This is a genomic window from Flavobacterium adhaerens, from assembly GCF_040045115.1.
Classification (GTDB): Bacteria; Bacteroidota; Bacteroidia; order Flavobacteriales; family Flavobacteriaceae; genus Flavobacterium; species Flavobacterium adhaerens.
This window is the reverse complement of record NZ_JBDLZX010000015.1, coordinates 36,450-49,839: the sequence shown is the minus strand read 5'-3', so window position 1 is coordinate 49,839 and position 13,390 is coordinate 36,450. Positions and strand designations below refer to the sequence as shown.

Genomic DNA, 13,390 nt, shown 5'->3' with positions numbered 1-13,390 from the left:
GGAGCTTCATCCTGCTATCCGCTATATTCCCGATTTAGCAAAACTACGGCAAAAAAAGCCTTATTTTGCTAAATCGGGAGATGCCGCTTCTATCAGGACTAGGCTTTCTCCTTACCAATACCATTAGTTTATTCAACAAAGTTAAACTTAAAAAAATCCAAAGGAAATAAAAAAACAGACTTCTAACTAAACTATTTTTTCTATCTATAAACTTATCAAAAACCAACAACCATAACCCTTTAAAAATCAATCTTTTTAGATAATTTATAGGCACAAAATAAAAAAAGCTCCATAATAGAGCTTTACATATTTTATACATTTTGAATTTATTTAGGTCTTTGCTTAATTCTTCTCAACATTCCTAAAAAGAATAAAACCAAACCAACAATCAACAACACATAATACAAGGTAATGGTAGTTTCTTTAAGAACATTTGCCAAGACAAAAGCCACAACACTTAAAAAATAAAAAAATATTGGGCTGGCATTTTTAAAAAATGAAAAAATCATAATTATTATTTAAAGAAACTATCAACAAATTCATACTTATTGAAGACTTGCAAATCCTCAATCCCTTCTCCAACACCAATATATTTTACGGGAATCTGAAACTGATCTGAAATACCAATAACAACACCACCTTTAGCAGTACCATCTAATTTAGTAACGGCCAAACAAGAAACTTCAGTAGCAGCGGTAAATTGTTTCGCTTGTTCAAAAGCATTTTGACCAGTAGAACCATCTAAAACCAACATAACATCATGTGGAGCATCTCCAACAACTTTTTGCATTACACGCTTCACTTTTGAAAGTTCGTTCATCAAGTTAATTTTATTATGCAAACGTCCAGCTGTGTCAATTATAACAACATCTGCATTTTGAGCTACTGCAGATTGAAGTGTATCAAAAGCTACAGATGCAGGATCACTCCCCATCTCTTGTCTAACTATTGGCACACCTACTCTATCTGCCCAAATTTGTAACTGATCAATAGCAGCAGCACGAAAAGTATCCGCTGCCCCTAATACTACTTTATGACCTGCTTTTTTAAATTGATAAGCCAACTTACCAATTGTAGTAGTTTTACCAACACCATTCACTCCAACCACCATCAAAACATAGGGCTTGGTATCGACTGGAATTACAAATTCTGTCGCAACACCTGTATTTGTTTCGGATAAAAGTCCAGCGATTTCATCTCTTAAAATCTGATTTAATTCATCAGTTCCCAGATATTTATCAGCCTCTACACGTTTTTCAATTCGGTTGATAATTTTTAGAGTTGTATTTACCCCAACATCCGAAGCAACTAGTACCTCTTCCAGATTATCCAAAACATCGTCATCGACTTTCGATTTCCCAGCAACTGCTTTAGTCAGTTTGGTAAAGAAAGAAGTTTTTGTTTTCTCTAGACCTTTATCTAATGATTGTTTAGCTTGTTCACTAAGCCCAGAATCTTTTTTCTCTGAAGAAAATATTTTTTTAAAAAAGCTCATTTAAAATGGGTTTTTATGATTTGGATTTTTACAATTATCAACTTAAACCTGAAAAATCTATTAAAACCTAACTATTTTCTAACCAATAGAGAGTCTCATCAAAGATTGTTTAAATTTTATGTAAATATAAAAAATAAAAAAGCTACTTTCGAAAGAAAGTAGCTTATCTATAAATTGTAATAGGATTATTTCTTTTTCAAGAATTCATCAACTTCTTCAGGAGCCATAATCGATTCTACGAATGTATATGCGCCAGTTACTGGAGATTTTACCATTTTGATGGCTTTTGATAATCTCTTAGAAGATGTTTGTAACGATGCTACGGTTTTCTTTGCCATGATTAATGTTTTTTAAAACTTTTACTTTAAGTAAAAATTTTTATTATTTAATTTCTTTATGAACAGTAACTCTTTTCAAGATTGGATTAAATTTTTTAATCTCTAATCTATCTGGAGTATTTTTTTTGTTCTTAGTAGTTATATATCTTGAAGTACCCGCAACACCAGAAGCTTTGTGTTCAGTACATTCTAAAATTACCTGGATTCTATTTCCTTTCTTTGCCATCTTGCTATATATTTATTTTGGAAAAGATTATTTAATAAATCCTTCTGACTGTGCTTTTTTCAAAACAGCAGCGATTCCATTTTTATTAATTGTTTTTATCGTAGATGCTGCTACTCTAAGAGTAATCCATCTATCTTCTTCTGGAAGATAAAAACGCTTTTTAACTAAGTTTACAGAAAACTTTCTCTTAGTTTTGTTCATAGCGTGAGAAACGTTATTTCCTACCATCGCTCTTTTACCTGTAAGGTCACAAACTCTTGACATTATACTTATCTTTTATCGTTATTCAAAATCAGGGTGCAAAGTAAAGGAAAATAAACCTATTAACCAAAAAAAATATTATTCTTTTTTTGAAATTTCTTTTAGTAACATTTCCATCCCTTTCATCACTGCTCTATCTATCACTTTTTCACGAGGTTGACCAAAGTTAAACCCCTCAACAAGAACCTTATCTGGTGTTGCTAAAGCAATAAAAACAGTCCCTACCTCGATATCCGAATCCCCTTTGGTAGGCCCCGCATTACCCGTTGTAGCTATAGCATAATCAGTGTTCAGTAAGTTTTTCACATTTAAAGCCATAGCTTTAACAACTTCAGCACTTACAACCGAATATTGGCGTATTGTATTTTCAGAAATTCCCAACACCTTTTGTTTCACCTCTGTCGAATAAGCCACTATACTCCCTTTAAAATAATTAGAAGCTCCCGGAACCGAAGCAATTAACTCAGCAATTTTTCCTCCTGTACAGCTTTCGGCTGTAGCCAAACTAAATTTATTTTTGGTTAATACTCTTCCTAAAACCACCTCCAAGGTTTCATCTTCATCAAAACCAACTATAATATCCCCTATTATTTCTGTTAGCGAATTTACATTTTCCTGAATTACTCTTTCCAACATTTCCTTATCTGTCCCTCTTGTTGAAAGCCTCAATCGAACACTTCCAGGCGAAGGCAAATAGGCCAATTTTACAAAATCAGGCAAATTATTCTCCCAATATTCAATCTGCTCTGCCACTGCGCTTTCCCCTCTTCCATGCGTCACAATTGTTTTATGTAAAATGTAAGGGCGATCGTACTCTTGAACAATTTTAGGAATGATTTCGTTTTCAACTAAATATTTCATTTCAAAAGGAACACCTGGAAGCGAAATAAAAACAGTATTTTCTTTTTTCATCCACATCCCTGGAGCTGTTCCTACTTGATTATGCAATACTGTACATTTTGACGGAACCAATGCCTGATCTTTATTAATCTGAGTTATTGTTCGTTTATAAAACCCCTCTATCAATTCAGTCACATGAGCCAACACGGCCTGATCAACAACAAGCTCGTCTTCAAAATACTCACAAAATGTTTTCTTAGTCACATCGTCTTTGGTTGGCCCCAACCCTCCTGTAACAACAACAATATCAACTGTGTTTTGAAGTAGCGAAAAAGTATTTAAAATATGTTCTTTGGAATCACTTATGGAAAGCATTTCATAAATTTCGACCCCTATTTTATCAAATGCCTTAGCTATGAATCCAGAATTTGTATCTACAATCTGGCCTATTAAAATCTCATCTCCTATTGTTACAATTGCTGCTCTCATACAATCTTTTCCTTAAATAAAAAAATCTAACAATTGTTGTATCCAACTGTTAGATTGTGAGGTTGTTTTCTATTTTCAAACTATCTCTTAAAGATCAAAATCCTTTTTTATCTCTTTGATAGCATCCTTAACTTGCGTTTTAACACTTTTATACGTTTCTATGATTTCTTTCTTTTTCCCTTCGGTTTTTGTCCAAGCTTCAATTTGAAGAATTTCTTCGAAAGCTACATTTAACCCAAGCAAATCTAGAGTTGGCTTCAATTTATGAGCATACGCATAAGCCTGTTTGTAATCTTTTTTCTTTATACCCTCTCCTACAAGAGCCAAATCCTCAGGAACTTCGGTAACAAACAAATTCAAAATTTCATTCACAAAAGCTGGATCACTATCCGAAAGTGCATACACTTTTGCTAGGTTATATTTTATAGCCATTATTTAACTTGTATTCTAAATAGTTTTTGTCCTTCTAAAAATCCTTCTAAAACATCATTAGGTTTTACAGCAGCCACTCCTGCTGGTGTTCCCGTAAAAATAATATCCCCAATTTTCAAAGTAAAAAACTGAGAAACATAAGAAATCAGCTCATCAATACTCCACAACATCCTATTAGAATTCCCTTCTTGTACAGTGACATTATTATTTTTCAGCTCAAAAGTAATGCTTTCCAATGAAACAAATTGAGTTTTAGGCAAAAAATCTCCAATAACTGCCGAACCATCAAACGCTTTGGCCTTTTCCCACGGAAGTCCTTTCTCTTTCAATTTAGTTTGCAAATCTCTAGCTGTAAAATCGATCCCAACACTAATTTCATCATAATATTTATGAGCAAATTTAGGTTCGATATACTTACCAACTTTATTGATTTTTACTATCAATTCTATTTCATGATGAATATCTTCTGAAAATTCAGGAATTACAAAGGGATGCTGTTTCAACAATACAGCTGAGTCAGGCTTCATAAAAACCACTGGTTCTGAAGGGCGTTCGTTTTTTAATTCTTCTATATGACTGGCATAATTCCTGCCTACACAGATTATTTTCATATTTTAAGTAATTAGTAATTTGTGATTGGTAATTAACACGGAATCTTTTAGACCATTCACTAATTACCAATCACTAACTACTTATTATTTTGTATTTAACTTTCTTAATTTAATTGCTGTCAAAACTTTTTTGGTATACAAAGGAAAATCAGCATTTTGAATCCAACTAAAATAACCTGGCTCTGATTCTAAAACCTTATCAACTTTAGCTCCTTTATGCTTTCCAAAAGTAAATATTTCCTCACCATCATCATCAAAAGCGATCATTCCTGCAAAATCAGCTATTTTTTTGCGAGTTGTAAATTCAGACAACACCTTCATATCGTTTTGTAATTCGGGATAACGATCTAATTGTGCTTTTAAAATTTCGTAGGTTGCCATAGTATCTGCTTCGGCCGAATGTGCATTTTCTAGACTTTTTCCGCAATAAAATTTTAAAGCTGCACTCAAAGTACGCTCTTCCATTTTGTGAAAAATTGTCTGTACATCTACAGAAACTCTATTTTTCATATCAAAATCGACTCCTGCTCTCAATAACTCTTCAGCCAATAACGGAATATCAAAACGATCTGAATTGAACCCAGCCAAATCACTATCCTTTATCATATTATATACTTGAGGAGCTAATTCTTTAAAAGTAGGTTCATTGGCCACTTTTTCATTAGTTACCCCGTGAATAGCCGAGGATTGTGGAGGAATTGGAATTGTTGGATTTACCAACCATGTTTTACTCTCTTTATTACCGTTTGGAAAAACTTTGAAAACTGATATTTCAACAATTCTATCTTTTCCTATGTCTATTCCTGTAGTTTCAAGATCGAAAAAACAAATTGGTTTATTGAGTTTGAGTTCCATTTTTTGAATTTAATTTATGCAAATATAAATATTTGGACTTGAATACATAAAATCCAATTCTAAAATCGCCTTAAAAAAGAAAACCCGACAACTTAAATCGTGTCGGGTTTGCATACTATTTATTTTCAAATTAATAATCTCTATTTATATCAAATGCTTCCAGATATTCGGCTACACGTTTTACAAAGCTTCCTCCCAACGCACCATCAACTACACGGTGATCATAACTATGCGATAAGAACATTTTTTGACGAATACCTATAAAATCACCATCGGGAGTCTCGATAACCGCAGGAACCTTGCGAATTGCTCCCAAAGCCAATATTCCTACCTGTGGCTGATTAATAATTGGTGTCCCAAAAACACTACCAAAAGTTCCCACATTGGTAACCGTATATGTTCCTCCTTGAGTATCATCGGGCTTTAATTTCCCTTGTTTTGCACGGTTTCCTAAATCATTTACTGCTTTTGCCATGCCTACCAAATTTAATTGATCTGCATTTTTTATAACTGGCACTATCAAATTACCATTTGGTAGAGCTGCTGCCATACCAAGGTTTATATTTTTCTTTTTGATAATAAAATCTCCTTGTACAGAAATATTCATACCTGGGAAATCTCTCAAGGCTTTTGCAACGGCTTCCATAAAAATTGGAGTAAATGTTAACTTTTCATTTTCTCTTTTTTCGAAAGCATTTTTTACTTTATCTCTCCATTTTACAATATTAGTAACATCAACCTCGATAAACGATTGTACGTGTGCCGAAGTTTGAACAGACGCCATCATATAACCAGATATCAACTTACGCATTCTATCCATTTCGATAATCTCGTCACCACCATTCACTGAAACTGGCGAAACAGTTTGCACCTGATTATCATCACCCGAAACCACATTTACGGTTTCAACTGCTTTTACCTCATCAATGTTTTTTACAGGAGTATTAAGAACTGCTGCTGTATGAATTCCTCTGTTTTTGATATAATCTAAAATATCGTCTTTTGTAACACGTCCGTCTTTTCCTGACCCTGCAATACTATCCAACTCAGCCAACGAAACCCCTTCTTCTTTTGCAATATTTCTTACCAATGGAGAAAAAAACTTATCACTTTCAAAAAAACTTACAGGTGTCGTAACAGTTTGCTTCGCCTGTTCACTATCACTCAAGCCTTTTGCAACTTCAACCGATTTTTCGATTTCCTGTACAACCTCCAAAGATACCCCTTCAGGAACTTCTTCATTTACATCATCATTATCCCCTTCTGTTTCAATAATAGCAATAGTTTGTCCTACTTGAACCAAATCGTCTTTTCCAAATAATTTTTCAACAAGCACACCAGACACCTCAGACGGCACTTCAGAATCTACCTTATCGGTGGCGATTTCCAAAACAGCCTCATCAGCCTCTATCTTATCTCCAACTTCTTTTAACCAATTTGTAATGGTTGCTTCCGCAACACTTTCTCCCATTTTAGGAAGCTTTAATTCAAACTTTGCCATATTATTAACCTAAACGGTGATTTTGATTATATGTTTGCGAAATTAATCAAAAATATCAATTAAAATTATTCAAAATTCAATTTTTATCTGATTTTTACAATTTCACCTAAATTATTAGAAGAATCACTTCCAATGAAATAATTGGTTCCTTTAGGCTTTATCCTAAATGTAACCTTATTGTTTGTAAACCTTTCGTGAAAACTGATACACTCTTTAAAGGAAACAAATTCATTATCTAAAATAACTTGCAATCCATTTCTTATTGAATTCGAAGGCAAATTTACCTTTTTTTCTGCTTCCCAATTGAGAAAATCAACCTTTTTTTGGACAACCAATGTTATTATTTCTGTTAAGGATTCTAATGCAGAAACCAGTAAAAATTTTTCAATCTTAGTTTTCTTTTGAGTTTTTCCTTGAAATCTTTTGACCAAAGAAAAAAATACTATCCCTATCTTCATGAATACCGAAAACACAAAAGATCTTTTGAAATGTTTGGTATAAAAAAACTCCATTGCCTCCTGGAAACGTTTCATATACATTCCATCTTTTATTGTGCTTTCTCCTTTATAATGTATAACTGTTGTTTCGTGAAAATAATAATTCTTCTTTCCTTTTTGTAAAATAGTATAAGACAAATCGATATCGTCTGAATACATAAAACAATCTTCATCAAAACCTCCGACTTCGATATATAAATCTCTCTTTAAAAACATAAAAGCGCCAACCAATATTTCAACCTCGGCCGTTTCATTTTCGGAAACATGTTGCGCATAATACTGATTAAATAGTGTCGATTTTGAAAAAAAACGATACAATCCTAGAACTTTGGTAAAAGCAACCCAAGGAGTCGGTACTCCTCTTTTGCTCTCAGGCAAAAAATTACCCGTTCCATCAATAAGCTTTACCCCAACAACTCCAAGATCATTTTGAGTATTAGCAAATGTCAAAATTTTTTCAAAAGTATCTTCTGCAACAACAGTATCGGGATTTAAGATACAAATATAATTCCCTTTGGCTTGGGTCACTCCTACATTATTCCCTTTTGAAAAACCAACATTTTGATTATTCTGAATTAGTTTGACGTTTGGAAAACGCTTTTGTACCATTTCACAACTCTGATCTTGCGAATTATTATCGACTACTATAATTTCAGAATCTATGTTTTTCAAAGCGCTTTCGACACTTAACAAACAAAGCTCCAGAAAATAGCGAACATTATAATTGAGAATGATAACGGATAACTGCATTTTTCAAAGATATACTTTAAAATTAAAAATTCTCCGAAAGTGCTACTCTAAAAGTCCAATCATCTTTACTCAATCCATAATCCAAAACCAAATTTGAATTGTTCATTCGGTTCCATTTTATCCTTAATCCTGCTCCAACTGCTGGAGTCCAATTATTAAACCTATAAGTATTCATATCAGATACCGAGGAATAATTAGCATAAACTACAGCTCCCAAAAAGCCGTTCTTAGTAATATCGGTTCTATATTCTGACTCCAAATACAACAACGAATTACTTCTATATCGGTTACGAGTAAATCCTCTACCTGTTTTACCATATCGATCCCAACCGATACTTGGTAAGTCTAAATAATGTGGGGTGCCGTTAAAAACAGACCAATAAAAAATCCTTGAAGCTAAAACTTTATGACGGGTTTGGCTAAATGAATGATACTTCCTAGCATCAATATAAATTGAATTCCAATTCGATTCGCTTCCAAAAGTTTTAGAATTGATGCGATAATCAACCTCTAAATAATACCCTTGATCTGGATTTAAAATATTTTTTCTGGAATCATACAAAGCCTGAAAAGCTATACCAGAAGAAATCTCATTAGAAAAATCACCATTTTGATACAGTTCAAAATCAGTTGGCTCCTCAATTTCTGAATCTTCGGAAATATTTTCATAAGCATCAAACTGAAACCCTAATCCTAGTCGGAAATCACCTTTTATTTTGCGGCTCACAAATTGATAAAAACGAATTTGTTCGTAGAACACCTCCGATTGTGGTTCCTTAGAGCTATTTCCTCCTAAACCGTACGTGTATTGAGGATAAATCATAAACCTATAATCCCCTATAAAATTGTATTTATTATCCTTGGTATAAATGTAGGATTGTATCGGGAACGAATATTGACCTGTAAAACTTGTTGTGGGAGTAAAATAAACTTCGGACATTTTGGTTTTTTCGTGATTGCTATCTGCATAAAAAGTAGTTACAAACGAAACAACCAATCCCTTTTCAGAGCTTTTCATATCAGGTGCTGGAATTAATGAAAAAGCAATTTTTTGATCATTTTCTTTTTTTATGCTATCTTTTTTTACAAAAATTCCTCTTAAGATTTGTTGCATATCCAAATCTTCACTTCGAAAATCTATTCGTTGAGAAAACATAGAAACCGAAGAAATTAGTAGCAAAACAACTAATGCTTTTTGTTTGATAAAGCTCATTCTAATTGACATTAATTTGATGAAAACAATCACTAACTTACTTCAAATATAAAGAAATTAAAACTATATAGATCAGTCACCTCTTTCATCAACACCTTAAATTCTAACCAAATGATAGTGCATCATCATTTTGTTTAATATCTTGCCATGAATTTCTATTAGTTCCTGAAATGAGTAAATTTTTATTATTTTTTTTCGTATTCCTAACCAATTCTTATAGTCAGATTTCGGGTTGCATCGATAAATTTGCCAGTAATTATGATCCAAAAGCTACAGTAAACGATTGCAAATGCTGGTACTCGTCTGCAAGAATACAACCCAGTTTTACAGCAAAACTAAGTGATTCTATAACAGGGACATCGGGCTTACTTTCTTTTGATGGTTTGCTTTGGACACACAATGACCATTTTCAACCATTATTTTACGGACTTGACCAGAAAGGAAACATCAAGAAAAAAGTAACTATTCCTAAATTAAAATGCGAAGATTGGGAAGATGTTTCTCAAGACAGCACCTACATTTACATTGGAGACTTTGGAAACAATTATAGTGGCAACCGAAAAGATTTAAGGATACTCAGAATTCAAAAAGAATCTTTTTACTCCAACTCCCCCCTCATTGACACCATTGCTTTTTCGTACCCAGATCAAAAAGATTTTTCTGCCAAAAAACCTCACTCAACCGATTTTGATTGCGAAGCATTTGTAGTAGTCCGCGATCATATTTACCTGTTTACAAAACAGTGGAAAAAAGAAAAAACAACAATTTATTCCTTACCCAAAACACCTGGAAAACATATTGCAAAACCAAAAATCACAATTGATGTTGATGGATTAATAACAGGTGCCACCACCTTGCCTTCTCAAAAAAGTGTTGTTTTGTGCGGTTATTCTAAAATGCTCCAACCCTTTCTAATCCTATTATATGACTATCAAAACGATGATATTTGCGCTGGCAACAAACGAAAAATCAAACTTGCCTTACCATTTCATCAAATAGAAGCCATTACCACCGAAGACGGTAAGCTTTTTTATCTCACCAACGAAGCCACACTAAGAAAACCTTTTGTAAATACACCTCAACAGATTCACTCCATCGATTTGAGTCATTATCTAAGACCTTAAAAATTTTATTGAGTCCTTAAATTGTATCAAAAAACAACTAACAAACTATCTACCAGAAAGCTGCATTTTAAAAAAAACCTATGTTGTTTTTTCAATTTACATAAAAATCTCGTCGATAAAATCTTCCTTAAAATATATAAAATCATTGCAGACTTCTAGTTCCTTCGTATAAAAGCGGTGCTAATTCATTCCTTTGAATCATAAAATTTAAAGAAATGAAAAAAATAGCTTTGATAATGCTGATCTTATTTCAATTTGCAATAACAACAGCACAGGAAAAAGAAAAAACTTCCAAAATATGGAGTTTGCAAGATTGTATTTCCTACGCAGTAGAAAATAATATAACTGTAAAACAAGCGACACTTACCCAAAATGCTGCCGAAATAAATTACAAACAATCCAAATACGAAAGACTACCAAGTGTTGTAGCAAACGCTTCTCAAAACATGAACAACGGTAGTAGTATTGACCCTATTACCAGTAATTATGTTTCGCAGTTAGTTCATTCTACAAGTGCTGGTGTTAATGCATCTATGACTTTATACAAAGGAAATTACATCAATAACACTATCAAGCAAAGTGAACTTTTGGTAAAACAAAATGAACTTTATGTAGAAGAAGCCAAAAACAGTGTTCTTTTAAGCGTAGCTCAGACCTATCTGCAAGCGCTTTATTACAAAGAAGGCATCGATGTTGCTAAAAATGTAATTGTTTCATCGAAGGAGCAATTGAATCAAATGAATCTTAAAGTAAAAGCGGGTTCTGCTGCTGGAATTGATGCAGCAAATTTAGAAACACAACTTAAAAATGATGAAGTAACACTAATAACAGCTCAAAACAATTACCGTCAGCAACTTATCAATTTGAAACAGCTTTTAGAGTTAAATCCCGATGAGGAATTTGATATTGCCAATACTAAACTTACCACCGAAGAATTTTATATACCAGAACTAAAAGCCGTTTACGCTTATGCATCGACCAATCTACCTGAAATAAAAAGTGCTAATCTTGAAACCACTATAAAAGAATTAGATTTATCAAAAGCAAAGGCTGGCTATTTACCAACTTTAAGTTTAACAGCTGGGTTAAATTCCGGGTATACCAACACACAAAACATTGATTTCTTAAATCAACTTAACGGAAACTTTTATCAGAGTGTTGGGTTGTCATTAAGCATTCCTATTTTCAGTAAGTATCAAAATAAAGCCAAAATAGACAATGCCAAAATAGACATCGAAAGTTCAAAACTTTCTGTAGTATCCGAAAACAAACAATTGTATTTGAAAATTGAAAGCGCTTGGCAAAATGCCGTTTCGAGTCAGAGTCAGACAGAAGCAGCTATAGCGTTGCGAAATTCTTCAAAATTAGCTTATGAAATGTCTATCAAGAAAGCCGAATTGGGTGCATTGAGTTCTACGGATTTATTAGTTAGCAAAAACACCTATTTAAATGCAGAACAAACCTATTTACAGTCAAAATTATCACTAGCACTATACTATCAGTTACTACAATTCTATCAAGGAAACCAAATTCAAATTTAAATTATAAAAAGTCATGAATAAAAAAATTAAAATAACAGTAGCATCTATTTTAATTGCAATAGCCATAGGAACGATTATCTACTCTTGGACCAATAAAAAAGAGGTTTTGAAAGTTGAAACCGTTAAACCTAAAAACGGAAATATAAGCAATGTAGTAACAGCTACCGGAACGATCGAGGCTACAAAACAAGTAGAGGTAGGAACACAGGTTTCGGGAGTAGTAAAAAAGATTTATGTAGATTACAATTCAGTTGTAAAAGCGGGACAACTAATTGCCGAACTAGACAAAGAAAATCTTCAGGAAGTTTTAGAACAAGCACGATCTGCCTATAATGTTGCCTTGCAGGATCAGAATTACAAACAAGTAATTTTTGACAGACAAAATGCTCTTTACAAAGCAAATGTTATAAGCAAAGCCGATTATCAAGAAGCACTCTTTAACTTAAATACAGCCAAAGGAACAGCTTTGCAACAAAAATCAAACTTACGAAAAGCACAAACTAATTTAAGTTATGCCAATATTTATTCGCCAATTGATGGAGTTGTTTTGTCTAAAGATGTAGATGAAGGACAAACTGTAGCTGCAAGTTACAGCACTCCAACACTGTTTACCATTGCACAAGATTTAAAACAAATGCAGGTAGAAGCTGATGTTGATGAGGCTGATATTGGAAGCATCAAAGAAGGACAAAGAGTAACCTTCTCGGTAGATGCATTTCCCGATGAAGAATTCTCGGGAACCGTAAAACAAGTTCGTCTCAATTCGACTGTAACATCAAATGTTGTGACCTATACCGTAATTATAAAAGCCGACAATCCCGAAGAAAAATTAAAACCAGGGCTTACAGCAACGGTATCAATTTATACAATGGAATTGAAAAACGTTTTGACTCTCGAAGCAAAAGCCTTTGCTTTTCAACCAGACTCAGCGCTAATAAAGGAATACAATATAAGCAAAAGCGAAACTCCTTATATAGCAAAACCAACTCTAGCAAAAGACAAAAATGACAAAACAATCTGGGTAAAATATGCTGATGGAATTCGTGAACAGGTTGTAAATGTTGGAAAAAATGACGGAATCAACTATGAAGTTTTAAGTGGTTTGACAAAAACGGATGAAGTTGTAATCGAACTAAAAAAAGAACAAACTGGTACTAAAGAAGCAAGCGGAAGTTCTTCTAGCCCCTTTATGCCAAAACCTCCAGGAAAAAAATAAA

The 13,390-nt window shown here is 33.3% G+C and carries 15 protein-coding genes; 3 read left to right on the top strand and 12 right to left on the bottom strand.

The genetic code is table 11. The annotated features are described in order from the left end of the window. Positions 1 to 326: 326 nt before the first annotated feature. From ABEB18_RS16170 to ABEB18_RS16115, 12 genes are all read right to left on the bottom strand, one after another. Positions 327 to 509, bottom strand: coding sequence for a hypothetical protein (locus ABEB18_RS16170; protein ID WP_348800373.1), 183 nt, complete (start codon positions 507 to 509; stop codon positions 327 to 329). 5 nt (positions 510 to 514) lie between these two features. After that, on the bottom strand, positions 515 to 1,495 hold the full coding sequence (ftsY, locus tag ABEB18_RS16165; RefSeq protein ID WP_348800372.1) for a signal recognition particle-docking protein FtsY: 981 nt from the start codon (positions 1,493 to 1,495) through the stop codon (positions 515 to 517). 185 nt (positions 1,496 to 1,680) lie between these two features. After that, the gene (locus ABEB18_RS16160; RefSeq protein WP_100429907.1) at positions 1,681 to 1,833 is read right to left on the bottom strand and encodes a DUF4295 domain-containing protein; all 153 of its coding nucleotides are present in this window, start codon (positions 1,831 to 1,833) and stop codon (positions 1,681 to 1,683) included. A 43-nt stretch (positions 1,834 to 1,876) separates the two neighbouring features. Beyond that, on the bottom strand, positions 1,877 to 2,059 hold the full coding sequence (rpmG, locus tag ABEB18_RS16155; protein WP_035640032.1) for a 50S ribosomal protein L33: 183 nt from the start codon (positions 2,057 to 2,059) through the stop codon (positions 1,877 to 1,879). A gap of 27 nt (positions 2,060 to 2,086) precedes the next feature. Next, positions 2,087 to 2,323: a 50S ribosomal protein L28 gene (rpmB, locus tag ABEB18_RS16150; RefSeq protein WP_024980263.1), complete on the bottom strand. Its 237-nt coding sequence runs from the start codon at positions 2,321 to 2,323 to the stop codon at positions 2,087 to 2,089. Between the two features lie 75 nt (positions 2,324 to 2,398). After that, the gene (locus ABEB18_RS16145; protein WP_348800371.1) at positions 2,399 to 3,649 is read right to left on the bottom strand and encodes a CinA family nicotinamide mononucleotide deamidase-related protein; all 1,251 of its coding nucleotides are present in this window, start codon (positions 3,647 to 3,649) and stop codon (positions 2,399 to 2,401) included. An 87-nt stretch (positions 3,650 to 3,736) separates the two neighbouring features. Next, a complete protein-coding gene (locus ABEB18_RS16140) occupies positions 3,737 to 4,081 on the bottom strand; it encodes an Hpt domain-containing protein (protein WP_348800370.1) in 345 nt (114 codons plus the stop codon). Next, complete coding sequence (locus ABEB18_RS16135) at positions 4,081 to 4,692, bottom strand: fumarylacetoacetate hydrolase family protein (RefSeq protein ID WP_348800369.1); 612 nt, start codon at positions 4,690 to 4,692, stop codon at positions 4,081 to 4,083. The genes ABEB18_RS16140 and ABEB18_RS16135 overlap by 1 nt, the downstream gene beginning before the upstream one ends. Positions 4,693 to 4,776: 84 nt before the next feature. Beyond that, on the bottom strand, positions 4,777 to 5,547 hold the full coding sequence (locus ABEB18_RS16130) for an exonuclease domain-containing protein (protein ID WP_348800367.1): 771 nt from the start codon (positions 5,545 to 5,547) through the stop codon (positions 4,777 to 4,779). A 130-nt stretch (positions 5,548 to 5,677) separates the two neighbouring features. Beyond that, positions 5,678 to 7,048 (bottom strand): dihydrolipoamide acetyltransferase family protein, encoded by a 1,371-nt coding sequence (locus ABEB18_RS16125; RefSeq protein WP_348800366.1) that lies wholly within the window; start codon positions 7,046 to 7,048, stop codon positions 5,678 to 5,680. An 83-nt stretch (positions 7,049 to 7,131) separates the two neighbouring features. After that, a complete protein-coding gene (locus tag ABEB18_RS16120; RefSeq protein ID WP_348800365.1) occupies positions 7,132 to 8,295 on the bottom strand; it encodes a glycosyltransferase family 2 protein in 1,164 nt (387 codons plus the stop codon). Between the two features lie 22 nt (positions 8,296 to 8,317). After that, positions 8,318 to 9,508, bottom strand: coding sequence for a BamA/TamA family outer membrane protein (locus ABEB18_RS16115; RefSeq protein WP_348800364.1), 1,191 nt, complete (start codon positions 9,506 to 9,508; stop codon positions 8,318 to 8,320). A gap of 170 nt (positions 9,509 to 9,678) precedes the next feature. Between ABEB18_RS16115 and ABEB18_RS16110 the strand changes: the two genes are divergently transcribed. The 3 genes from ABEB18_RS16110 (at position 9,679) to ABEB18_RS16100 (ending at position 13,389) form a co-directional block, all read left to right on the top strand. Then, positions 9,679 to 10,632 carry a T9SS C-terminal target domain-containing protein gene (locus ABEB18_RS16110; RefSeq protein ID WP_348800363.1) on the top strand — a complete coding sequence of 318 codons (954 nt, stop codon included), beginning with the start codon at positions 9,679 to 9,681 and terminating at the stop codon, positions 10,630 to 10,632. 215 nt (positions 10,633 to 10,847) lie between these two features. Continuing rightward, positions 10,848 to 12,173: a TolC family protein gene (locus ABEB18_RS16105; protein WP_348800362.1), complete on the top strand. Its 1,326-nt coding sequence runs from the start codon at positions 10,848 to 10,850 to the stop codon at positions 12,171 to 12,173. A 13-nt stretch (positions 12,174 to 12,186) separates the two neighbouring features. Continuing rightward, entirely contained in the window at positions 12,187 to 13,389 is a 1,203-nt protein-coding gene (locus ABEB18_RS16100) for an efflux RND transporter periplasmic adaptor subunit (protein WP_348800361.1), read from the top strand. Position 13,390 lies beyond the last annotated feature (1 nt).